This is a genomic window from Aestuariicoccus sp. MJ-SS9 (genome assembly GCF_032586235.1).
GTDB lineage: Bacteria > Pseudomonadota > Alphaproteobacteria > Rhodobacterales > Rhodobacteraceae > Aestuariicoccus.
Map to the genome: position 1 here is coordinate 21,768 of NZ_JAWHTD010000015.1, position 22,942 is coordinate 44,709.

Here is a 22,942-nt window from a genome sequence, read left to right on the forward strand (position 1 = left end):
GGTAGGGCTGCCTGTGAGTTGCCATTACTGGGTAGGGTTTGTTAGTGCTCAGCCCAAAACTGACGGATTCCAACAACAGCAGAGGGAATGTCCTGAGCGGCTTGATCAAGGCTCTCGGCAATCTTCTCCTGGGAAATCCCAAGCTCAGAGGCACCGTTTTCATCCAGTAAGTGGTAGAGGATTGGGGTCATTAGAAACCCATGTGTGCCACTCTCGGTGAGCCTCAGCCATTCCTTGGGTCGTAGGGCGACTGCATCCATGAACCCCTCACATCAATCCATTGCGATCACATGGCCTTCCTTGGCCTCCCAGAAGATAGGTTCGACCTCAGGTGTCTCGCTACAAAGCCCTTCAACGATATTGACGTAGAGCACCGTGATCATCCGCAGCACCCAAGAGGGCACATCTCTGGGGTCACCTCCAAGGGCAACTGGAACCCATTCCTCAGCAGCGATCAGCACTGGAGAACAGGCGATCCCGTGCATGAACCCATCAAGGTCCGATAACATCATGCAGTTCTCGGGCCTGTCATCTGAGGACAGGTAATTGTCCAGGTCTTCAAGGTTCATTGAGGCGGCAATCCCGTCTGCTGTGCTGCACAATGCCAGGATGACAGATTGCTCCGAAAATGACCAACTCACCGCAGTTGGGTTCTCTAGATACGACCTATGACGGCTAGAGCACCAGTAGCTGCTTCCACCGACACCAGACATTCGCCAAAATTAAGGCTACGACCGGAGCGCGGACGGAGAGGTCATTCTGGATTATGGAGAAACCGGGCTCGTCTCCAAGGCTACCAAAGTGCTGGTCGCTGATCGTAAGCGGATTTTGCGCGCCGGGGCATACTCGGGACTGTCATACCAAGCCTTGAGCGCCGCCATGTCCGGAAACTCGACGATCACCAAGCGATCAGGAATCCAAGTGGAGCTTGTTTCCAACACTTCGAGTGCTGCGCCTCGGGCGAGGAAACGTCCTCCGAACTTTTCCAAGGTTGCAACAACCGCGCGCTTATAATCTTCGAACAGTTCCGGTTCGGTGATCGTCTCATTGACGATAAGTAGTGCTGGCATAAAAAATGCTCTCTAACTCCCTGATTGGGTAGACAGTAGCCGCCACATTGCCGAATGAACAAATCAAAACGTCCACTCCGGGCTCTTCTGAGACATCTGAGCATTTCCTTCAGATGACCGTTGAGTACCGTCGAGCGGTCGTTCGGTCACCGACAGCCTAACTTTCAGCTCTCAATGCCCGCTTCGACCAAGAACGGACATTCGCGAAAATCGGGGCTACGACTGGAACGCGGACAAATCTGCCCTTCAGTGCTGTGCCTTCAATGGCTGCTTTGAGGTTCTCTCGTGTTCTGTTACAACGCTTTGTGGATTGCAGGCCGAAGGCTGGCCTGTTCTGGATGACGACCAATCTCGCCTCACGAGACCTCCTACATCAGGCGTACCCTCCTACCTTGAAAGGGGTTACGCATGAGTGCTGGACGTATCCTTGTCGTGGACGATGAAGAACCTGTTCGGAAACTCATTCGCAACTGCTTTGAAGATGACGGTTATGATGTAGACGAAGCCGAAAGCATGGCGTCGGCACACACCGCATTGGCCGAGCGGGCATATGATCTGATCACACTTGATACCGTCATGGGATCAGAGAACGGCGCACAACACCTGCAGTCCATCAAAAATCAGCACGGTGTGCTCGTCATCCTGGTCACTGGAAAAAACGAGGTCATAGATCGCGTTGTTGGTCTTGAACTGGGTGCAGATGACTATGTGACAAAGCCGTTCCATGTTCGTGAACTTCTTGCCCGAACCCACGCGCTACTTCGGCGAAAGGCTGGAAACAACGAGAGTGACGCTTCACCTCCCCATGATCACCTTTTCCGCTTTGATGGTTGGTTACTCGACATGAACGCGCGCGAGCTAACTGAACCAGATGGCAAACAAGTCGCTCTCACAACGGCTGACTACAGTCTCTTGCTAGTTTTTCTCAAGAACCCGCGAAGGGTCCTGTCGCGCGATCAACTGATGGATTTGATTGGAGGTCTCAACTGGACGCCACTGGACCGGACCATCGACAATCAAGTGGCAAGGCTTCGAAAAAAGATTGAGCGCGATCCTCAAAAGCCAGAATGGATAAAGTCTGTGCGAGGGGTCGGCTATAGTTTCACTTCAAATGTATCTACTGAAGCATAAGCAGCCGTTCCGACAACGCGCAGCATGCAGTAGAATTGGGCTCTTCTGAGACACCTGAGCAAAATGATCAGATGACCGCTGGACGGCGGTGAACGGCCGTCAGAGCCGACGAAACCGCAGAGACACGCTCGAACGACGGCTTCCAGTGGTACCGGACGTTGGCGGCAATCGAGGTCAGGTCCGGATTGTGGACGAAGCCGAAGCAAACTTCTAACCTGCCAGTGGTCTGACTTGCCTCACGGCGCACTTAGGCTGCTTCAGTACAATCCTCTTTCTCTACCAAGACGCTGGAGGGCCGATATATGGGCATTATCAGAATGGTGGATACCACCAGGGACGTCGCGCCAGTCCAGTGCCCTGTGATGCTTGGCCTTCGCGCCAGCATCGCGGATCGCCGTGACCGGGTTCTCACCCTCTCGGAAGCCTTTGGAGCGCGCCACGTCCAGCACCGTCTTGATCCGTTGCGCCACGCGCCGCGCCGTCTCGTGCTTTTCCGTCCAGATCGGCGACAAGACCGCCAGAACCTCGGGCTGGCCGATGGTATCGACGGGCGGGCGTCCGATCTTGGGATAGGCATGGGTCTCCAGCGTCGTTATGAACTGCGCGGCGTGCTTGGCGTTCTTCCAGGTCGGCAGGCGTTCGACATGCACCTGCCGCGCGATCTCCTCGAAGCCGGGGATGTCCTTCACCCCATGAAACTTCGGATGCAGTCCCGCCCGCGCCAGCCGCGGGTATTCCAGCGCCCGTGCCCGCGCCTCATGGAGGGTTGCCAGATCGGCCCCGCCCAGCCCGAAGTCGGTCCGCAGAGGTTTGCCCGCACGGTTCTTCTGCCTCTTCACCGTCATCCGCACGATCCAGCGCCGCGCGGCGGAGGGGTCAACGACAAGGTAGGGGCCATTGCCATCCGCGTGCAGCCCAGGCCCCAGAGCCTTGACGAGCGCCTTGGTCAGCTTTCCTGAAAGATGTGACATCGGGATTATACCTCACTCCATACCACGCAAGGGAATGAACTGAAGGCAATCGAAAAGAAGCCAAGCGCAAGCTTTGGGTGGTTCTGCCCATATTTTATGGGTTACAACGCATCGTCAACAGTCAGCGCAAATCACAGATTGAGGTAGGGTGGCGGAGACGAAGGGATTCGAACCCTCGAGACGGTTTCCCGCCTACTCCCTTAGCAGGGGAGCGCCTTCGACCACTCGGCCACGTCTCCACCGACGCGTATAGCCAAGCGGGGCTTGGGGTTACAAGGTGAAATCGCGGGAATTTCGAAATTACCATTGGGATTTGGGGCAGCAACGCCTCGGGCGGCGGGCGGTCCGGGTCTGCGCGGGCAAGCTCCAGACGGGCGGCGGCCGCCTATGCGCCTTGCTGGCCGGTCAGATCTCGACCCATACCCGGCCGTCTTCGACCCGCGTTGCATAGGTGTTGAGGTTCACGCAGGCGGGCGCGCGCAGGGCCTCGCCGGTGCGATAGTCGAAGGTGGCGTTGTGCTTGGGGCATTCGATCTCGTACTCCATCACCAGCCCGTCCTCCAGATGCACCTGTTCGTGGGTGCAAAGCCCGTCGGTGCAGTAGAACCCGCCGTCGGGGCCGTGGTAGATTGCGAAAGTGCGGCCCGCGTGATCGAAGCGGATCAGGTCCTCTTCGTCGATCTCGTCGGCCGCGCAGGCGTCGATCCAGTTGGTCATGGGACACTCCTTATTCTGCCGGAACGGCGTTTGGCGTTGCTTTGTCCTGTGCGGCGGCGGCCCCGCCGAGCGCGCTCTGGTGCAGGTCGGTGCGGTAGGGGCGGGCGGTGGGCGGCAGGTCGCGGGTCAGGAAATCGTCGTGATAGGCGAGCTGGCGGCGCAGGATCGGCAGGATTTCCCGATAGGCGTGCCAGATCGATGGGTTCGGGGCAGGCAGGTCGTGCCTGATCCGGGCATGCAGCGCGGGCAGCTGGTGGTAGGGCACCATCGGGAACATGTGGTGCTCGACGTGGTAATTCATGTTCCAATAGATGAACCGGCTGACCGGGTTCATGTAGACCGTGCGCGAATTCAGCCGGTGGTCGAGCACGTTGTCCGCCAGCCCGGCGTGTTGCAGCAGCCCCGTCAGCACATGGTGCCAGGCACCGTAAAGGCGCGGAAGGCCGATCACCATCAGTGGCAGGATCGACTGCATCGCAATTGCAAGCGCCAGCGTCGCGGCATAGATCGCGGTCCAGATCCGGGCGATGCGGATCACCTTGGGGGCTTCGCTCTCGGGGATATAGCTCGCCTCTTCGGGGTCGAGCCGGCCGCTGGCGTTCAGCAGCATCCGCTTCCAGCCGCCCCAGGCGTCCAGAATGCCAAAGAAATTCAGGAAGATGCGGAAGAGGGCAGGGGGCCGCATGGCGACGATCTCGGGGTCGCGGCCGACGATGATCGTGTCGGTGTGATGGCGCGCGTGGCTCCAACGCCAGGTGACCGGGTTGCGCACCATGCAGAAGCTGGCGATCTGGTAGAGCCAGTCGTTGTAGCGCCGTGTCTTGAAGGCCGTGCCGTGGCTGCATTCGTGCCAGCGGCTGTCCATGGCCGAGCCGTGAAGCACGCCGTAGGCCAGCCAGAACGGCGCCGATCCCCACGACGGCCAAAGCGCGATGCCGATCCCCGCAAAGACGATCATCGCGGCGAAAAGCAGGATCGTGTCGCGGATGGCGGGCCCGTCGCTGCGCTGCATCAGCGCCTTCATCTCCTCGCGGGGCACGTCGGTGTGATACCACTCGGCGGCGGCAAGGCCGCTGTCCACAGCGCGGGCCGCGTCGGGGCCCAGCATCGAATAATCGCGTTTTCCCATGGTCTCCTCCCGGGGGCGTTGGCCGGTGTCGGAACCATATCCCCGCGCAGGCGATTCCCGATGGGATTTCGTTGCAAATAACATCAAAAAGCATCAAAAAGTAGGTCCTATATGAGGTTATCACATCAAGAGGGCCGCATGGCGCGCCGACCGACGCTTAAGGATCTTGCCCGCGCCGCAGGGGTTGGCGTGGCAACCGTGGACCGCGTGCTTAACGGCCGGCCGCATGTGCGAGAGGCGACGATCGCGCGCGTCGCCGAAGCCGCCGCGCGCATCGGCTATCCGACGCCGATGCTGGAGGCCCGCCAGGCGCAGGCCGCCGCCCCGCGGCTACGGTTCGGCTTTGTGCTGCACAAGGGAGCGCAGGAATTCTACCGGAACTTTGCGCGCGAACTGGAACAGGCCGTGGCGGCGCGTACCGACCTGCGCGCCAGCTGCGAGATCCGCTTTTCGCCCTCTCAGGCGCCCTCGGATTTCGCGGCAGAGATCGAGGCGGCGGCCGGCACCTGCGACGTGATCGCCACCTCGGCCATCAATCACCCCAGCCTGACCGATACAGTGCAGCGGGTCACCGCCTCGGGCGTTCCGGTCTTTGCCCTGCTCAACGATTTCGCGCCAAGCGTGCGGCAGAACTACCTCGGGCTCGACAACATGAGGGCCGGGCGCATCGCCGCCTGGATGATCGTCACGCAGCTGCGCGATCCGGGCAAGCTGGCGCTCTTTGTGGGCGGCAACCGGTGGCACGGCCACCTTCTGCGCGAGACCGGTTTCCAAAGCTATCTGCGCGAATGCGCGCCGGGGTTCACGCTGCTGGACACCAAGGTCAACCTAGAGACCCGGCAGGTGACCTATGAGGCGACGCTCGATCTGCTGAACCGCCACCCGGATCTGCGCGGCATCTACGTGGCGGGTGGCGGCATGGAAGGCGCCATCGCCGCGCTGCGCGAGCTGCGCCCGCCGGGCAAGGTGGCGCTGGTGGTGAACGAGCTGACCTCCGACAGCCGCAGGGGGCTCGCGGATCGCTATGTCAGCCTGGTGATCGGCACACCGCTCGCGTCGCTCTGCCGCGATCTGGTCGGGCTGATGGCCAAGGCGGCCGGGGACGGGCCGAACGCGCGACCCGGCCAGCACTTCCTGACGCCCGAGCTTTACTGCCCGGAATCCGTCTAGCCCTCTGCCACCTCGATCCCGGCGGTGCGGCACATCCTCAGAATGCTGTCGTACCCCAGCTTGGCATAGTCATGAGGCGGGGCTTTGGCCGGGTCCTGTTCGGCTTCGACGACGATCCAGCCTTGATAGTTCATGGCCTTCAGCCGGTCGGTGACGGCCTGAAAATCGATGCAGCCTTCGGGATCGCCCGGCACGGTAAAGGCCCCGCCCGCGACGGCGTCCAGAAAGCTGCCGTCCTCCGCGCGGATGCGGGCGGCCACCTCGGCGCGGACGTCCTTGTAATGCACATGGTGGATGCGGTCGCCCCAGGCGTCCAGCACCGCCAGCGGGTCGGCCCCGGCGAACTGCAGGTGCCCGGTGTCGTAGAGCAGTTTCAGCGCCGGATCGCTGCCTTGCATCAGCCAGGCGATGTCCTCGGCATCCTCGATCATGCTGCCCATGTGGTGGTGATAGGCCAGCGCGACACCCCGATCCGCCGTCCATCTGGCCAATTCCGACAGCTTGGCCGCATAGGCCGTCACCGCGTCGCGGCTCAGCTTTGGCCGCTGGCTGACCGGCGTGGCGATCTGGCCCTGCACGGTGTTGGAGCATTCGGCATAGACGATGCAGGGGGCATCGAGGGCGGCGAACTGGTCGACCTGTTCGCGGATCGCGGCCTTTTCGGTCTCCAGGTCGTTCACCATCAGATTGCCCGAACACCAGCCCCCGCAGAGCGCCAGCCCATAGCGGTCGAGATAGGCGCGCAGGCCTTCGGTGTCGGCGGGCATGCGGCGGCCACGCTCGACACCGGCATAGCCGATGCTTGCGGCGTCCTCCATCGCGCCCTCGATGGTGAAGGCGGCGGTCAGATCCGGCAGGTCGTCGTTCTGCCAGGCGATCAGCGAGACCCCGATGCGGACGCTCATCCCTCGGCCCTCTGGCGGGACTTGTTGCCCTCCCAGGCGACGCGGGCGGCGCGGACCTCGGCCCGGTCCGACACCTCGGGCACGCCCACTTCCCACCAGGTGCCGCCATGCGGCGTCGAGGGATAGGGGTCGGTGTCGATCACCACGACATAGGGTCCCTTGACTTCGTGCCGCCGGGCCAGCGCCTTTTCCAGCTCGGCGACCGAGCCGACCTTGACGCTGGTGGCGCCCAGGCTGGCGGCATGGGCGGCAAAGTCGATGGCCGAGGGCACCTCGTGCACAGTGTGCTCCAGCAGGCAGTTGAACTCGGCCCCGCCGGTGCCCATCTGCAGCCGGTTGATGCAGCCGAAACCGCGGTTGTCGGTGATCACGACGGTGAAACCGATGCCCATCATCGCCGCCGTCGCCAGCTCGGAATTGGCCATCAGATAGGTGCCGTCGCCGGTAAAGCAGATCACGTCGCGGCCCGGGTCGGCCATCTTGATGCCCATCGCCCCGGCGATCTCGTAGCCCATGCAGCTGAACCCGTATTCCATGTGATAGGACCCCGGCCGGTCGGCTTTCCAGAGCTTGTGCAGCTCGCCCGGCATGGTGCCGGCGGCGCACATCACCAGCGTGTCCCCGGTGGCCGCGCGCTGCACCGCGCCCACCACCTGCATGTCGGTGGCCAGCGCGTTGGCGCCCTCCGCTTCGGGCGCTGCGGTCAGCGGATCGACCTGCGCGAACCACTCGGCCTTGAGCGTCGCTGCCGGGGCTTCGGCCCGGTGCCCGCCAAGCGCCGCGCCCAGCTCTTCCAGCCCGAGGCGGGCATCGGCCATAAGCGGCATCGCGCCGTGCTTCATGGCGTCATAGGCGGCAACGTTGAGGCTGACCAGCTTGCGTCCGGGATGCGCGAAGAGCCCCCAGGACCCGGTGGTGAAATCCTGAAACCGCGTGCCCACCCCCAGCACCAGATCGGCCTCGGCGCAAACCGTGTTGGCGGGCGCGCCCCCGGTCACCCCGATGGGCCCGAGGTTGAGCGGATGATCCCAGGGCAGCGCCGATTTGCCCGCCTGGGTCTCGGTCACCGGGATGCCATGCGCCTCGGCAAAGGCGCGGAGCGCCTCGCAGGCCCCGGCGTAATGCACGCCCCCGCCGGCCACGATCACCGGGCGCTCGGCCGCCCTGATCGCCTCGGCCACACGCGCCAGTTCGCCTTCGTCGGGGCGGATGCGGCGCTGGTGCCAGACGCGCGGCTCGAAGAAGCTGACCGGGTAATCATAGGCCTCGGCCTGCACGTCCTGGCAGAACGACAGGCAGACCGGCCCGCAGTCTGCCGGGTCGGTCATCACCCGGAAGGCGCGGGGCAGGGCGGTCAGCAGCTGCTCGGGCCGGGCGATGCGGTCGAAATAGCGGGTCACCGGGCGGAAGCAATCGTTGACGCTGACCGTGCCGTCGCCGAAATCCTCGATCTGCTGCAGCACCGGGTCCGGCCCGCGATGGGCAAAGACGTCGCCCGGCACCAGCAGCACCGGCAGTCGGTTCACATGCGCCAGCGCCGCCGCCGTCACCATGTTCGTGGCCCCCGGCCCGATGGACGAGGTCACCGCCATGGCGCGGCCCCGCCGCATCTGCTTGGCATAGGCGATGGCGGCATGGGCCATGGTCTGCTCGTTATGCCCGCGCCAGGTCGGCAGTTCTTCGCGCGCGGCATAAAGCGCCTCGCCCAGCCCGGCCACGTTGCCGTGGCCGAAGATCGCCCAGAAACCGGCGATGAAGCTTTCGCCGCTTTCGGTCTTCTGCGCCGCGATATAGCGCGTCATCGCCTGCGCGGCGGTCAATCGGATCGTTCCCGTCATGGTCATGCCTCCTGTCGTTGCGGCGCCGGGGCCTCTGCCCGCGCCCTGTCCCATATCCCGCAGAGCCGCGCATAGCGCTCCGCCATCTGCGCCACCGCGTCGGTGTCGCTCATGCCGCCGGCCAGCCAGGCCCGGGCGGCGTCGCCGAATATCGTCCGGCCCACCGCAAAGCCCCTGACCAGCGGCTGCCGCGCGGCCAGCGCAAAGCTTTGCGCCAATTCGTCCTCGGGCGCGTCCAGCCCCAGCACCACGATCCCGCGCGTGCGCGGGTCGTTGCGACGGATGGCGTCAACCGCATGGGTCCAGGCAGCCTCGGTCCGGAACGGCTCGAGCTTCCACCAGTCGGGGAAGACCCCGGTGTCGTAGAACTGCTGGATCAGAATCGCGGTGGTCATGTCGTCCACCGGGCCCACCTTCGAGGGGATCACCTCCAGCAGGAACTCCAGCCCATTGCGCCGGGCCGCAGTGTAAAGCCGCTTCACCCGCGCCTCTTGCAACGCACGCGTCGCGGCGTCGTCATTGGGGTGGCAGAAGACCAGCAGCTTGACCACGGTCCCGCGCGCCCAGTCCTGCACCCCGCCCAGATCGTCGCCCAGTTCGGGCTCGAATTCGATGGGCCGCGAGCCTGGCAGCTCGGCCGGCCGCCCGATCCAGAGCCCGGTGCCCGCGGCGCGGTGCAGTGCTGCGCGCCCGATGCGGTCGTCACAAAGGATGCCGTAGCCCGGCCGCCCGTCCTGCACCCGCAGCGACGCGTCGAGGCAGAGCTGCTTGAACGCCGCGCCTTTCTGGCGCGTGTAGCCCGGCATCTCTTCAAGCTGCAGGCGGTGGTCGAAGGCAAAGGTCCGCACCTCGGGCCAGTCGCCGCCGGGGCGGGTGTGGCGGGTCGTGGCCCAATGCACCTGCTCGAGCTCTGTGTCGTTGCGCAAGTCGGGCCGCCGGATGCCCCGGTCCAGAAAGAACCGCAGCTCCTCCCAGCTGGGATAGGCCGGGGCGCAGCCGTGCCGGCTGACCGCGAAGGCCCCGCAGGCGTTGGCGTATTTCAGCGCCACCGGCCAGGGCTCGCCGTCCAGCCAGCCTTTCAGCAGCCCCGACATGAAACCGTCGCCCGCCCCCAGCACGTTGAAGACCTCGATGGCGAAGCCCGGCCCGGTCTCGCCCTCGTCGAGGTTGCCCGGGATATCGCCGGTAAAGGCCACCGCCCCCATCGGCCCCCGCTTGCAGACCAGCGTGGCGCCGGAGACCGCCCGCACCGCGCGCAAGGCCGCGATCGTGTCGGTCGAGCCGCCCGCGATGTGGAACTCCTCCTCGGTGCCGACGATCAGGTCGAAAAGGTGCAGCGTCTCCTGCAGCTTGGCGGTCACCTTGCCGCTTTCGACGAAGCGGCTTTCGCCCGCGCCATGCCCCGCCACACCCCAGAGGTTCGGGCGATAGTCGATGTCGAGCGCCGTCTTCTGCCCGTTCCCGCGCGCCAGCCGCAGCGCCTTGAGCGTCGCCGCCTCGACCCGCGGGTGGCTCAGATGCGTGCCCGTGGCCACCACGGCGCGGGCGCGCGCGATGAACGCGGGGTCGATGTCGTCCTCAGTCAGCCCCATGTCGGCGCAGTTCTCGCGGTAGAAGATCAGCGGAAAGCTGTGTTCGTCGCGGATGCCCAGCAGCACCAGCGCCGTCAGCCGTTCGGGATCGACCTTCACGCCTGTCGTATCCACCCCCTCGCGCGCCAGCTGCTCGGTGATGAAGCGCCCCATGTGTTCGTCGCCGACCCCGGTGATCACCGCTGACCGCAGCCCCAGCCGCGCGGTCCCGCAGGCGATGTTGGTGGGCGAGCCGCCGATATACTTGTCGAACGACCCCATATCCTCAAGCCGCCCGCCGATTTGCGCGCCGTAAAGATCGACCGAGGACCGGCCGATGGTGATGACGTCAAGCGGGTGGGTCATGCCTGCCCCGTGACCTCGGACAGCCGCACCACGCGCCCCTCCGCGACCGACAGCAGCGCCGCATCGGCCAGCGCCAGCGCCATCAGCCCGTCCTGGCCGGTGGTGGGCGGCACCGCGCCCTCGGCGATGGCGGCGACAAGCGCGGCGATCTCGTTGGCATAGGCGGCGGTGTAGCGGGTCATGAAGAAATTCAGCAGCGGCGGCGTGGTGAACCCGCCGCCATCGGCCAGCTCGATATTGGCCTCGGCCATGTTGCGGGCGCTGACCATGCCTTTCGAGCCCAGAACCTCGATCCGCTGGTCGTAGCCATAGGTGGCGCGGCGCGAATTGGTGATCACGCATTGCCGCCCGCTGGCGGTGGCCAGAATGACGTTGGCGCTGTCGTAATCGCCCATAGCGCCGATCTCGGGATCGACCAGGACCGAGGCCTGCGCCTGCACGGTCTCGACCTCTTCGCCCAGCAGCCAGCGGGCCATGTCGAAGTCGTGGATCGTCATGTCGCGAAAGATGCCGCCCGACACCTGGATATAGCCATGCGGCGGCGGGCCGGGGTCGCGCGAGGTGATGGTGATCATCTCGACCGCGCCGATCTTTCCTGCGTCGATGGCGGCCTTAAGCGCCATGAAGTCCGGGTCGAACCGGCGGTTGAAACCGACCATCAGCGTGGCCCCCTCGGCCTCGACCGTGGCCAGCGCCGCGCGTACGCGGGGCAGGCTGAGGTCGATGGGCTTTTCGCAGAACACCGCCTTTCCGGCGCGGGCGAATTGCTCGATCAGGTCGGCGTGGGTGTCGGTGGGGGTGCAGATCGCCACGGCGTCCACATCCCCGGACGCGGCGATGGCGTCGATGCTGCGGATGTCGCAGCCGTGGTCCCGCGCCACCTTTTCGGCGGCCTCGGCGACGGGATCGGCGATGGCCACAAGGCGCGCGCCGGGGGTCGCGGCGACCGCGCGGGCGTGCACCTGGCCGATGCGGCCGGCCCCGAGAATGGCAAAACGAACGGTCATTGGATCCTCATGTCAGAAGCGCTGCATCGCAGGCGCGCGGGAAAAGGGGGTGTGGCCGGCGCGGGAGGACACCGGCCACGCACGGTGCGCCGCCGGTCCGGCGCGCCGTATCGGCAAATGCGGGCGTCGGCCGCTCAGGCCGCGGCGTCGGCGTATTCGTCCTGCGTCTTGGCACCGGTGATATAGGCCACCACGTCCTCGCCGGTGACGTCGCCGCCGGTGATGTCGAGGTTGGCGCAGATGCGCCCGCGCCGGAACACCACGATACGGTCGCAGAGATCCATCACCTGCCGCATGTTGTGGCTGATCAGGATCAGCGGCTCTCCGGCCTCTTTCAGCGTGCGGATGATGTTTTCCACCTGCGCGGTTTCCTGCACCCCCAGTGCCGCTGTCGGTTCGTCCATGATCGTCAGCTTGGAATGGAAGGTCGCGGTGCGCGCGATGGCCACGCATTGCCGCTGCCCGCCCGACATGTTCTGGATGGTGTTGCGGATGTTGGGGATCTTGACCCCGGTCTTTTCCAGCGCCGCCATCGTGTCCTGCCGCATGGACTTGTAATCGAGCAGCCGGAACGGCCCCAGCCAATCCAGCATGGTTTTTTCGCGCCCGAGGAAAAGATTGTCCGGCACGTCCAGATGATCGGCCAGGGCCAGCGTCTGGAACACCGTTTCGATCCCCGCGCGGCGGGCATCGAGCGGCCCGTCGAAATGCACCGGGTGGCCGTCAAAGATGATCTCGCCCCTTGTGCGCTGTTCGACGCCGGTGATCTGGCGCACGAAGGTCGACTTGCCCGCCCCGTTGTCGCCCATGATCGCCACGTGCTCGCCCTTGCGGAGGATGAAATCGGCGCCCTCCAGCGCGTGCACGCCGCCGTAGTACTTGGTCAGATCGCGCGTCTCGAGGATGATGTCGCCCATATCGCGCAGTTCGATACCCGTCATTGCATTTCCTCCCGTGCTATATTCGCGACGCGGCGCGTTGCTGCCGCCATTGGTCGAGAACCACGGCGCTGATGATGATGATGCCCATGGCCATGATCTGGAAATAGGCGTCGAGCTTGACGTAGGTGAAACCCGACTGAATGACGCCAAAGACCATCGCCCCCAGCACCGTCCCGATGATCGACCCGCGCCCGCCGGTCAGGCTGACGCCGCCGATGACGGCCATGGCGATGGCGAAAAGTTCGTAGAACAGCCCCATGCCCGACTGCGCCGTGAGGTTCTTGGAACTCAGCACGATGGCCGCGAAGGCCGCCAGCATCGAGGCGATCATGTAGATCAGGATCTTGTGGCGCTTGACGTTGATCCCCGACATGCGCGCGGCGTCCTCGTTCGAGCCGATGGCATAGGTGTGTTTGCCGTAGACCGTGAAACGCAACAGAACGTGGCACAGGATCGCCAGCAGCAGGAACCACACGACCGGCATCATGCCCGCGCCGAGTGCTGCGTAGCTGTCGGTGGGGAAGGACACCGGCTGGCCGCGCGTCCACCACTGCGCGATGCCGCGGCAGATCAGGAACATGCCCAGCGTGGCAATGAAGGGCGGAATGCGGGTGAAGGCGATCAGCGTGCCGTTGATCCCGCCGATCAACGCGCCGAAGGCCAGCCCGACCATCACCGGCACGATCACCGGCAGGTCGAATGACCACGCGCCGAAGACCGCCTTGGGGTTGGGGTTGCCGTTCACGAATTCGGTCTGCGCAAAGGACATCACGATCATCGCCGTCGCCGCCACCAGCGGCCCCGACGACAGGTCGATCCCGCCCGAGATGATCACCTGCGTCACCCCCAGCGAGATGATGCCGATGATCGCCACCTGCAGGATGATGATCTTGAGGCGCGCCTCGTTGAAGATCGAGTCGAAGCGGTCCTGCGTGTCGAAAAGAAAGCTCTGCCCGTTCATGTAGGGCAGGAACTGCCCCAGCGCCTCGAAGATCGCCACGATCAGGATCAGGGCAAAGAAGATGTTGAACTCGTTGGGCCAGGCTTTCTTGGACTTGTCGTACTTAAGTCCGCCGATCCCTTCCGCTTGCTGCGCCATGCGTCGCTCTCCCGATGGTCCTTTTCGTGCCGGGCTCTCGTCCCGGCAGGGCTGGCGGGGCGCGCGTGCTGCGCCCCGCCGGATGGCTGTGCGCCGATCAGTTGCGCTGCAGGAAGTCCGCCACGTTGGCGGGCGTCACCAGCTTGAAGGGGATGTAGACCTTCTGGTCCACGTCCTCGCCGCGGGCCAGCGCCAGCGCCGCGTCGACCGACCCTTCGCCCTGGCCGAAGGCGTCCTGGAACACGGTGGCGTCCAGATCGCCCGCCTGCATCGCCACCAGCGCGTCCTGGGTGGCGTCGACGCCCACGACGATCACGTCCTCCATCGAAATGCCCGAGGCCTTCATCGCCTGGATCGCGCCGATCGCCATCTCGTCGTTGTTGGCGAAGACGATGTGGAACTCCTCGCCCGAGGACAGCCAGTTGGTCATAAGGTCCTGCGCCTTGTCGCGCGACCATTCGGCGGTCTGGCGGTCGATCACCGAGATGAAGTTGCACATGTCCATGCCGATCACGTCGTCCACGTCCTTGGTGCGCTGCACCGCGGCCTGGTTCGACAGCTGACCCATCAGCAGATAGGCCTTGGCGCCGCCCGCCAGACCGGCGGCACGTGCCAGCTTGCAGGCCTCGAACGCGGCCAGTGTGCCGGATTCGATCTCGTTGGAGGCTACAAAGGCCTGGTTGTCGGGCAGCGTATCGACGTTGATCGGCTGGCGGTTGACATAGACCAGCGGCACGCCGGCCGACGCGGCGGCCTGGCTCATCGCGTCGGTGGCCGAGGTGTCGACCGCATTGACGATGATCGCATCCACGCCCGAGGCGATGAAGTTGTTGATCTGGTCAAGCTGCTTGGCCACGTCGTCGGTCGCGTCCTCGACCTGCAGATCGACCCCGTCGATCCCCGCCGCGTAATCGACCATGCCATTGCGCATCACGGTCAGAAAGTTGTCATCGAACCGCGCAATCGAGGCGCCGATGGTCTCGGCCATGGCCGTGGTCGACATTAGCGCCGCGAGACCGGCTGCAAAAAGGGTCTTTTTCATGGATTTCCTCCCTAAGTTGGTGTCCGGCACACCATTTACCTGCCGGAAGCCCCGTTGGCCGGGGCAATGAAATCCTCGCTCAGGCGGCATGCGCCCGAAGCTGCGAGGAAATGAAATCGAACGACGTGCGGATCGCCGTGTACGGATCGGCGAGGGCCTGCGTTTCAGGCGAAAAGCATTCGTAAGAGAACGGCCCGTCGTAGCCCGCCGCCAGCAGCGCGGCGATCTGCCCGACGTTGTCCAGCCGGTCGTTCTCGTCGATCAGGACGCGGTGTTCGTCCTCCATCCGCTCGACCGGCAGATCCGGGTCGGTGACGGCCGAGATGTGCACGATCCCGGTCTCTTCGGGAAAGATCGGCCCGCCCCCCGCCAGCGTGTGGTGAAACGTGTCGTGCACCAGCTTGAAATGCGCCGCACCGCCGATCGCCTCGATCGTGTCCACCAGATCGCGTTTCGACCGCAGCGACGAGCGCAGAAAGCCCAGCGGCTCGACCAGCGCGGTCATGCCCGTCTCTTGCAGGATCGGCAGGATCGCCTTCATCGCGACCCGCAGATTGGCCTGCCGCTCGCCGTTCCCCAGCGCCTGGCCGTCGTTGCGCGGGATCAGGCTGACGGTCTCGGCCCCGGCCTCTATGGCGGTGTCGATCAGCGCGCGGACCGCCGCCTCGCGGTCGTCATTCCAGTCGTTGAACGGGTAGACCTGGCTCAGCCCGACCAGCCGCAACCCCTTGTCGGCGGCCATGCGCCCCGCCCCGGCGGCGTCCATGCCGTCAAAGAGCGGGCGGGCGATGTCGTTGCGCACCTCGACCCCGACACAGCCCAGCCGGGCCGCCAGATCGAGAAAGTCGGCATAGGCCAACCCCGGCACCGTCATGTAATTCAGTGCGGTCTTCACGATGTCCTCCCATCCGCGCCCGGCCGGTCTGCGCCAGCCTTTCAGGACGCGGTCGAGGGCAACGGTGGTTCACAAAGTAGGATTCGGTCAATTCTTACGGTGTCATTTTCCATCAATAATGACGGATTTTGCACCCGCAGAATGATGGTTTCTCGTCATTTACAGCAGCTCTGGCACGATGATCCGCGGCGACAGAAAGTGCTGCCCCGCGACGCCGTCGTCATCGTCCTGCGCCTTGACCATATGGTCGACCACCTCGCGGCAGAGCTCGGCCAGCGGGGTTTCGATCACCATCGTGGCGTAGCCGTCGATCAGCGCGGCGCGGCTTTCGGCGGTCAGCTCGTTGATCACCAGCGCGACCTTGGGCGTCTCGTGCGCCTCGCGGAGCGCCGCAATCGCGCCCTCCATCCCGCCGCCCGCCACGTAGAGCCCCCTGAGATCCGGGTGGCGATACAAAAGGTCCAGCGTTGCCTCATAGGTCAACTGCCGGGTTTCCAGGTTGACCAGCGTGTCGAGCATCGTGAACCCCTGGCCCGCCTCTCGCACGAAGGACCGAAAGCCGACCTCGCGCAGGTCATGCCCGTGCCAGCGGTTGCCGCCCACGAAGATCGCCAGCTTGCCCGCCTGCGGCGAGGTCTTGGTGATCATCCAGGCGGCCAACCGTCCCACCTTCATGTTGTTCAGACCGATATAGTTTTTCCTGATGCCTTGCGCGAAATCGTTGAGCATCGAGATCACCGGCACGCCGTTTTCCTTCATGTCCTGCACGATCTGGCTGAGCCGCTGGTCATTGACCGCGCCGCAGGCCACCGCGTCGCATCGCGCGCCAAGATCGGTCAGCAGCTCGGCATACTCGGCGGGCGACTGGGACGAGGCATAGCGGATCTCGGCCCGGCCCCGGATGTCGGTCCGGGCGGCCACGGCCTGTTCGATTTCTCTGGCAAAGTTGCGGTAGAACTCTTGCGATTTCTTGGACAGCACGAAGCCCAACCGCAGCTCGGGGGCAGAGCTGTTCAGCCGGCTTTGAAGGATGCCCTTGCCGTGATAGCCGACGCGATGCGCGGCCTCGGCGATCTTGCGGATGGTGTCCTCGCGCACCTTCGAGCGGCCGTTGAGGGCGCGGTCGACGGTGGTGACGCTGACCCCGGCCTCGCGGGCGACATCGGTGAGGGTGGGCCGGTTGGCCATGATGGGCTCCGTGACGGGTTTTCGTCATTCTGCCACAGGCAGGGCCGCGCTCAAAACGGTTTGCGTCGGGCAAAGAAAAACCGGCAGCGGGCGGCCCGCTGCCGGTTCCAGAACGTCCTGTCAGGCCCAGCGGCCGGCAAAGCCCTCGGGGATCATCAGGATGTCGCGGTCCACGTCCTTGACGTCGCGCCGCCCGCAAAGCGCCATGCTGAAGTCGAGCTCTTTGTGGATCACCTCCAGCGCGCGCGTGACCCCCTGCTGGCCCATCGCGCCCAGCCCGTAGACATAGGCGCGCCCGATATAGGTGCCCTTGGCCCCCATCGCCAGTGCCTTGAGCACGTCCTGCCCGGACCGGATGCCGCTGTCGATATGCACCTCGATCTTGTCGCCCACCGCATCCAGGATCGCCGGCAGCGCCCGGATCGAGCTGAGCGCGCCATCGAGCTGCCGGCCGCCGTGGTTCGACACGATGATGGCGTCCGCGCCGACGTTCAGCGCCTCGAGCGCGTCGCGCGGATCCATGATGCCCTTGATGATCAGCGGGCCGTCCCACATCTTGCGGAATTCGCGGATGCGGTCCCAGTCCAGCGACTGGTCGAAGGCCTGGTTGGTCCATGTGGTCAGCGACGTGGGATCGCTGACGCCCTTGGCGTGGCCGACGATATTGCCGAAAAAGCGCCGCTTGGTCGACAGCATCCCAAGGCCCCATTGCACCTTGGTCATCATGTTGGCTACGGATTTCGCGGTCAGCTTGGGCGGCGCGGAAAGGCCGTTCTTAACGTCCTTGTGCCGCTGGCCCAGCAGCTGCAGATCGACGGTGATGACGGCGGCCGAGCATTTCGCCTCTTTCGCGCGGTCGAAAAGCCGCTGCATGAATTCGTCGTCCTTCAGCGTATAGACCTGCATCCAGAACGGTTTCGAGGTGTTGGCGGCCACATCCTCGATCGAACAGATCGACATGGTCGAAAGCGTGTAGGGCACGCCGAATTTCTCGGCGGCGCGGGCGGCCATGATCTCGCCGTCGTAATGCTGCATCCCCGTCAGGCCCACCGGCGCCAGCGCCACCGGCATCGACACGTCCTGCCCGATCATCTGGGTGGTGGTGTTGCGCCCGGCCATGTCCACCGCGACGCGCTGGCGCAGGTAGATGCGGTCGAAATCCGAGCTGTTCTCGCGAAAGGTCTGTTCGGTCCAGCTGCCCGATTCCGTGTAATCGTAGAACATCTTGGGCACGCGGCGCCGGTAGATGCGCTTGAGGTCCTCGATTTCGGTAATAACAGGCATTTCCGGAGCCTTTCGCTGTAATTGGTTAGGTTTTCATACCAATGGGCCCGATGCCGCGCAATGCGACAGGATGGACGCGGGCTATGGCGCTCTGATCCGCGTCGGGTAAGCTGGGCCGCAGTGCATTCTGGCGCAAGAAGGAAAAGACCATGACCAAGCGATATTTCGACGATCTGCCCGCGGGGTTCCGGTTCGAGACCGACGCGCAGCGACTGACCCTGGACGAGATCCTGGACTTTGCCCGGCAATGGGACCCGCAGCCCTTTCACACCGACGCGGCGGCGGCGGCGGACTCGCCCTTCGGCGGGATCATCGCCAGCGGCTTTCACACCATGCTGGTGGGCTTCGTGCTGACGCTGAAGGCAGGCGTGTGGAACGCCGCCTCGATGGGCAGCCCGGGGATGGACGCGATCCGCTGGCTGAAGCCGGTGCGCCCGGACGACGAATTGCACGTGGTGGCCGAGGTCATGTCCTCGACCCCGTCGCGGTCGAAACCCGACCGCGGGGCCACCGTCATCCGCTACGACGTGCTGCGGGGCGACGGTGAAACGGTCATGTCCTACACCGCCACCCACATCCTGCGCCGCCGCCCCGCCTGACCACCCGGCCTGATCCAAAGGAGCGCGTGCGCGCGCATGATATCTCGGGCCCCGCCCCGGCGGGTCCCTCGGGCCGCCCGGTGGCGGGCCGAATTCTGCAGATGAGTTACATGTTCTTGTGGCGGCCCGGCTTTGCTAGGCTGGCCCCGGAAGCGCGCGAACAAGGTCGGTCAAAGGAGGAACGACATGAGTGTTCGCTTGAAATTCGCGCCAGCTATCGCCGCTGGCGTCATGGCACTTGCGGCGGCGCAAGGGGCTTCGGCGCAGGACTTCACCTATGGCGAGCAGATGTTCCGCCAGAACTGTGCGGTCTGCCACGGCGATAACGCCGAGGGCGATGGCCCGGTGGCCGAGCTTTTCGCGCAGAAACCCGCCAACCTGCGGGAATTGTCCAAGGGTAACGGCGGCGCTTTCCCGTTCAGCGAGGTCTACCAGTCGATCGACGGCCGTCGCCAGGTCAAGGCGCATGGGGTGTCGGAGATGCCGGTCTGGGGCGATCTGCTGATGGAGGAGGCCTATCCCGCCACGATTCACCCCGGCGTGACCGCCGAGGATATCGTGCAGGGCCGCGTCCTGGCGCTGGTTTACTACCTGCAGTCGATCCAGCACTAGCGCCGCGTTCAGACCAGCGTCAGGTCGAGCCCCGGCAGGGCGATACCGTCCAGCCGCGTCTGCCAGCGTTGTCCCCGCGCGACGGGCACCGCATCGGTCAGCGTGCCGGTGGTGACGACCTCGCCGGGCCGGATCGGCCCGGCTGCGGGATGGCGTGTCAGCAGGCCGACCAGATGCGCCAGCGCGTGCAGCGGGTCGCCCAGCACGTCCCGCGCCTCGCCGCGCAGGGTTCTGTCCGGGCCGGTCAGCGTCAGCGCGAAATCCTCCAGCCCCGCCACGTCGAAGGCCGTTGCAGGCCGCCGTGGCCCGATCCAGAGCGCGGCGTGCATGCCGTGGGCGGCGGCGGTGTCGGGGGCGGTGAAGCGCCAGCCGGGATAGGCCGAGGCCGAGGTCACCAGCTCGACCCCATGCGCGACCCAGTCGAGGCAGCCCAGCAGGGCGGCGGCATCCATGCCGGAGGCGGGGCTCCGGGCAAAGCCGAAGACGATCTCGGGCTCCAGCCGCAGTTCGGGCCTGTCGGGCAGGGCGATGCGTCCGTCCTCGGGAATGTCGTGCAGGCCGCCCTCCCACATCCAACCCCAGACCGTGGCCGAGACGTTGTAGATGGGCCAGATGGTGCGGTTGGTGAAGCCGATTTTGCGCCCGAGGGTCCGCTCGCCCCGCGCCTGGCGCATAGCGGCGATCCGCGCGGCGATGGCATAGCCTTCGTCCAGCGTGATCCCGGCGCCATCGGACAGCGGCGCGATCTGTCGTTTGCCGTCCCACGCCGCCAGCAGCGCCTCCGCCGCTTCGTCTATCCGCACTCCGCTCACGTCCGCGCAGCGCAGTGCCGGGCCTGCCCCGGGACCTCCCGGCTTGCCCGCGCGCCGCTCATGCGCGATGCGCGCCGTCGGCCAGCGATTTGACGAAGCTCAGCACCTCGTCCACCGGCTTGCCCGTGGCCAGCTCGGCCACGATGGCCGAGCCCACGACGCAGCCATCGGCCACACCGGCGATGCGCTCGGAGGCCTCGGGCGTCTTGATGCCGAAACCCACGATCACCGGCAGATCGGTCTGCGCCTTGATCCGCGCCACCTCTGGCCCGACATCCGCCGCCTGGGCCTCGGCAGCCCCCGTGATGCCGGTGATCGACACGTAATAGACAAAGCCCGAGGTGTTCGTCAGCACCTTCGGCAGGCGCTTGTCGTCGGTCGTGGGGGTGGCCAGCCGGATGAAGTTCAGCCCCGCCTTCTGCGCCGGGATGCAAAGCTCTTCGTCCTCCTCGGGGGGAAGGTCGACGATGATCAGCCCGTCGATGCCGGCCTCGCGGGCCTGTTCCAGGAACCGGTCCACGCCGCGCGAATAGATCGGGTTGTAATAGCCCATCATCACGATGGGCGTGGTGTCGTCGCCCTCGCGAAAGCTGCGCACCATTTCCAGCGTGCGGTCGAGCGTCATTCCAGCGTCCAGCGCGCGCTGCCCGGCCAGCTGGATCGTCGGCCCGTCGGCCATCGGATCGGTGAAGGGCAGGCCCAGCTCGATGATGTCCACGCCTGCGCCGGGCAGCCCTTTGACCAGCCGCAGCGCGGTGTCGTAATCGGGATCGCCCGCCATGACATAGGACACAAAGGCCTTTTTGCCCTCGGCCTTCAGCTGCGCAAATTTCGCGTCGATCCGTGTCATGGCGTCCCCCAAGCATTTCCCTGCGGGATGTGCCGGATGCGTGCGGGAAAATCAATGGGGCACTGGACCTCGGGGCGGCGGCCATGCTGAATAGCCCCCAAAAGGGAGGACCTCATCATGCGAATTCTCTTCACCGGCGGCAGCGGCAAGGCGGGGCGGCACGTGATCCCCTATCTGCGGGAAAGGGGCCACCGGGTGCTCAACGCCGATCTGGTGCCGCTGGCCGATCATCCCGACAACCTGCAGGTCGACCTGACCGACAGCGGGCAGGTCTTCGGCGCGATGACCTCTTATGCGAATTTCGACGATCTCGATCTTGACGCCGGTGTGCCGCGCTTCGACGCGGTGGTGCATTTCGCCGCCATCGCGCGGATCCTGATCACGCCCGATGCCGAATGTTTCCGGGTCAACACGCTCTCGACCTACAACGTGATCGAGGCGGCGGTGAAGCTGGGCGTGCCCAAGGTGATCTTTGCCAGTTCGGAAACCACCTATGGCATCTGCTTTGCGGAAGGCGAGAAGAAGCCCGACTACCTGCCCGTGGACGAAGATCACCCAACCCTCCCGCATGACAGCTACGCCATGTCAAAGGTCTGCAACGAGGCCACGGCGCGCAGTTTCCAGGCCCGATCCGGCATCGACATCTACGGGCTGCGGATCAACAACGTGATCGAGCCGCACGAATACGCAACCGATTTCCCCGCCTACCTGAACGACCCCGACCTCAGGCGCCGCAACATCTTCGGCTATATCGACGCGCGCGATCTGGGCCAGATGGTCGAGTGCTGCCTGACGACCGACGGGCTCGGCTATCAGGTTTTCAACGTCGCCAATGCCGACATGTCCGTGGGTCTGTCCAACGACGCCGTCCGCGCGCGCTATTACCAGGGCGTGCCCGTCAAGCGCGATATGGGCAAAAACGAGACCTTCTACGCCATCGACAAGGCCCGCAAGCTGGTGGGGTTCGACCCGAAACACAGCTGGCGCGACGTGCTGACGAAAGAGGTGTGATCCCCGATGGATCCAAGGCCCGGGTTTCCATGCTCCGCAGAATTTATGGATCTCGGTCTTCGTCGTGTTGGCCGAAAAGTGCCGGCATCAAACCAGATCTTTGTCAGGGTCTTGATACAAAAGCCCTTTCGATGACCGCCGCGAGAGTTTGTCGGACTTCAGAGCGATTGTTTTCCGCTCCGACGGACAGGCTTACAAGTAATTTGCAATGTTTTACGCGAAAAGCTATACGTCGTACGAGTGAGGACAGAATGAGCAACCAGCGATATCGCAAGATTCAGTCGTACACACTGCCTTTGGCAGCTGTGTTGATGGCTGTTGGCATTATCGCTCTGCTGATCGGGTGATCCCTCAGCGTCGGATGGCGGCGAACGTCGCGCCGACAATCATCCCTAGATGAAGATTGCCGAGCAGGGCTTGCGCCGCTGCGATTATTCTTGCGGATGGATGCGGTGCGAAATCACCATATCCCAATGTCGAAAACGTCACCGCCGAGAAATAGATCGCATCCAGCGCGCTGGGGCGCACGAAGTCATTGCCCGCGACAAGGCCGACATTCTTGTACAACACCGAAAAAACAACGATCATGAATGCTGCTGAAACCATCGTGTCAAGAACCAGACGCCAGGCGTCGAGCTGAAAGTCCTCGTTGTTGTCCCGAAAGGGCATCAACAAGACGATTTGAAAGAAAATCAGTAAACTTGCACCGATAAAGGCAGTCGCGGCAACCGATG

The 22,942-nt window shown here is 64.6% G+C and carries 22 protein-coding genes, 1 tRNA gene and 1 pseudogene; 5 read left to right on the forward strand and 19 right to left on the reverse strand.

Features of this window, described 5'->3' with window-relative positions; genetic code table 11:
- Window positions 1-41: 41 nt before the first annotated feature.
- Both RXV88_RS11985 and RXV88_RS11990 read right to left on the reverse strand, forming a co-directional pair.
- Window positions 42-713 (reverse strand): annotated as a pseudogene (locus RXV88_RS11985) (YecA family protein).
- A gap of 51 nt (window positions 714-764) precedes the next feature.
- Window positions 765-1,070, reverse strand: coding sequence for a DUF1330 domain-containing protein (locus RXV88_RS11990; protein WP_316293143.1), 306 nt, complete (start codon window positions 1,068-1,070; stop codon window positions 765-767).
- 408 nt (window positions 1,071-1,478) lie between these two features.
- Here RXV88_RS11990 and RXV88_RS11995 point away from each other — a divergent pair, with 408 nt between their 5' ends.
- Complete coding sequence (locus tag RXV88_RS11995; RefSeq protein WP_316293145.1) at window positions 1,479-2,201, forward strand: response regulator transcription factor; 723 nt, start codon at window positions 1,479-1,481, stop codon at window positions 2,199-2,201.
- 257 nt (window positions 2,202-2,458) lie between these two features.
- Here the strand turns inward: RXV88_RS11995 and RXV88_RS12000 are convergent, their stop codons facing one another.
- The 4 genes from RXV88_RS12000 to RXV88_RS12015 form a co-directional block, all read right to left on the reverse strand.
- Complete coding sequence (locus RXV88_RS12000; protein ID WP_316293147.1) at window positions 2,459-3,172, reverse strand: Arm DNA-binding domain-containing protein; 714 nt, start codon at window positions 3,170-3,172, stop codon at window positions 2,459-2,461.
- A gap of 149 nt (window positions 3,173-3,321) precedes the next feature.
- A tRNA-Ser gene (locus RXV88_RS12005) sits at window positions 3,322-3,411 on the reverse strand.
- Window positions 3,412-3,577: 166 nt separating this feature from the next.
- On the reverse strand, window positions 3,578-3,889 hold the full coding sequence (locus tag RXV88_RS12010; protein WP_316293149.1) for a MocE family 2Fe-2S type ferredoxin: 312 nt from the start codon (window positions 3,887-3,889) through the stop codon (window positions 3,578-3,580).
- A gap of 10 nt (window positions 3,890-3,899) precedes the next feature.
- Window positions 3,900-5,018, reverse strand: a complete 1,119-nt coding sequence (locus tag RXV88_RS12015) for a fatty acid desaturase family protein (protein ID WP_316293151.1) — start codon at window positions 5,016-5,018, stop codon at window positions 3,900-3,902.
- A 138-nt stretch (window positions 5,019-5,156) separates the two neighbouring features.
- On the opposite strand from RXV88_RS12015, the gene RXV88_RS12020 reads away from it, so the two are divergent.
- Complete coding sequence (locus RXV88_RS12020) at window positions 5,157-6,188, forward strand: LacI family DNA-binding transcriptional regulator (RefSeq protein WP_316293153.1); 1,032 nt, start codon at window positions 5,157-5,159, stop codon at window positions 6,186-6,188.
- Here RXV88_RS12020 and iolE read toward each other — a convergent pair.
- The 10 genes from iolE to RXV88_RS12070 form a co-directional block, all read right to left on the reverse strand.
- Window positions 6,185-7,093: a myo-inosose-2 dehydratase gene (iolE, locus tag RXV88_RS12025; protein ID WP_316293155.1), complete on the reverse strand. Its 909-nt coding sequence runs from the start codon at window positions 7,091-7,093 to the stop codon at window positions 6,185-6,187. The genes RXV88_RS12020 and iolE overlap by 4 nt on opposite strands.
- On the reverse strand, window positions 7,090-8,931 hold the full coding sequence (iolD, locus tag RXV88_RS12030) for a 3D-(3,5/4)-trihydroxycyclohexane-1,2-dione acylhydrolase (decyclizing) (RefSeq protein WP_316293156.1): 1,842 nt from the start codon (window positions 8,929-8,931) through the stop codon (window positions 7,090-7,092). The genes iolE and iolD overlap by 4 nt, the downstream gene beginning before the upstream one ends.
- A 2-nt stretch (window positions 8,932-8,933) precedes the next feature.
- Window positions 8,934-10,868 carry a bifunctional 5-dehydro-2-deoxygluconokinase/5-dehydro-2-deoxyphosphogluconate aldolase gene (locus tag RXV88_RS12035; RefSeq protein ID WP_316293158.1) on the reverse strand — a complete coding sequence of 645 codons (1,935 nt, stop codon included), beginning with the start codon at window positions 10,866-10,868 and terminating at the stop codon, window positions 8,934-8,936.
- On the reverse strand, window positions 10,865-11,875 hold the full coding sequence (gene iolG / locus RXV88_RS12040; protein ID WP_316293161.1) for an inositol 2-dehydrogenase: 1,011 nt from the start codon (window positions 11,873-11,875) through the stop codon (window positions 10,865-10,867). The genes RXV88_RS12035 and iolG overlap by 4 nt, the downstream gene beginning before the upstream one ends.
- A 134-nt stretch (window positions 11,876-12,009) precedes the next feature.
- A complete protein-coding gene (locus tag RXV88_RS12045) occupies window positions 12,010-12,792 on the reverse strand; it encodes an ATP-binding cassette domain-containing protein (RefSeq protein ID WP_316293263.1) in 783 nt (260 codons plus the stop codon).
- Window positions 12,793-12,832: 40 nt separating this feature from the next.
- On the reverse strand, window positions 12,833-13,915 hold the full coding sequence (locus RXV88_RS12050) for an ABC transporter permease (protein WP_316293164.1): 1,083 nt from the start codon (window positions 13,913-13,915) through the stop codon (window positions 12,833-12,835).
- Window positions 13,916-14,012: 97 nt separating this feature from the next.
- The gene (locus RXV88_RS12055) at window positions 14,013-14,957 is read right to left on the reverse strand and encodes a sugar ABC transporter substrate-binding protein (RefSeq protein WP_316293166.1); all 945 of its coding nucleotides are present in this window, start codon (window positions 14,955-14,957) and stop codon (window positions 14,013-14,015) included.
- A 79-nt stretch (window positions 14,958-15,036) separates the two neighbouring features.
- The gene (locus RXV88_RS12060; RefSeq protein WP_316293169.1) at window positions 15,037-15,852 is read right to left on the reverse strand and encodes a TIM barrel protein; all 816 of its coding nucleotides are present in this window, start codon (window positions 15,850-15,852) and stop codon (window positions 15,037-15,039) included.
- A gap of 159 nt (window positions 15,853-16,011) precedes the next feature.
- Window positions 16,012-17,040, reverse strand: coding sequence for a LacI family DNA-binding transcriptional regulator (locus tag RXV88_RS12065; protein ID WP_316293170.1), 1,029 nt, complete (start codon window positions 17,038-17,040; stop codon window positions 16,012-16,014).
- A 120-nt stretch (window positions 17,041-17,160) separates the two neighbouring features.
- A complete protein-coding gene (locus RXV88_RS12070; RefSeq protein WP_316293172.1) occupies window positions 17,161-18,324 on the reverse strand; it encodes an alpha-hydroxy acid oxidase in 1,164 nt (387 codons plus the stop codon).
- A gap of 149 nt (window positions 18,325-18,473) precedes the next feature.
- Here RXV88_RS12070 and RXV88_RS12075 point away from each other — a divergent pair, with 149 nt between their 5' ends.
- Together RXV88_RS12075 and RXV88_RS12080 are read left to right on the forward strand one after the other, a co-directional pair.
- Window positions 18,474-18,923 carry a MaoC family dehydratase gene (locus RXV88_RS12075; RefSeq protein WP_316293173.1) on the forward strand — a complete coding sequence of 150 codons (450 nt, stop codon included), beginning with the start codon at window positions 18,474-18,476 and terminating at the stop codon, window positions 18,921-18,923.
- Between the two features lie 186 nt (window positions 18,924-19,109).
- Window positions 19,110-19,535 (forward strand): cytochrome c, encoded by a 426-nt coding sequence (locus RXV88_RS12080; RefSeq protein ID WP_316293176.1) that lies wholly within the window; start codon window positions 19,110-19,112, stop codon window positions 19,533-19,535.
- 8 nt (window positions 19,536-19,543) lie between these two features.
- Here RXV88_RS12080 and RXV88_RS12085 read toward each other — a convergent pair whose 3' ends face one another.
- Together RXV88_RS12085 and trpA are read right to left on the reverse strand one after the other, a co-directional pair.
- Window positions 19,544-20,338: a hypothetical protein gene (locus tag RXV88_RS12085; RefSeq protein WP_316293178.1), complete on the reverse strand. Its 795-nt coding sequence runs from the start codon at window positions 20,336-20,338 to the stop codon at window positions 19,544-19,546.
- Between the two features lie 67 nt (window positions 20,339-20,405).
- Window positions 20,406-21,197, reverse strand: coding sequence for a tryptophan synthase subunit alpha (gene trpA / locus RXV88_RS12090; protein ID WP_316293179.1), 792 nt, complete (start codon window positions 21,195-21,197; stop codon window positions 20,406-20,408).
- Window positions 21,198-21,314: 117 nt separating this feature from the next.
- On the opposite strand from trpA, the gene RXV88_RS12095 reads away from it, so the two are divergent.
- Entirely contained in the window at window positions 21,315-22,208 is an 894-nt protein-coding gene (locus RXV88_RS12095) for an NAD(P)-dependent oxidoreductase (RefSeq protein WP_316293182.1), read from the forward strand.
- A gap of 351 nt (window positions 22,209-22,559) precedes the next feature.
- Here the strand turns inward: RXV88_RS12095 and RXV88_RS12100 are convergent, their stop codons facing one another.
- Window positions 22,560-22,877, reverse strand: coding sequence for a potassium channel family protein (locus tag RXV88_RS12100; RefSeq protein ID WP_316293184.1), 318 nt, complete (start codon window positions 22,875-22,877; stop codon window positions 22,560-22,562).
- Window positions 22,878-22,942: the final 65 nt, after the last annotated feature.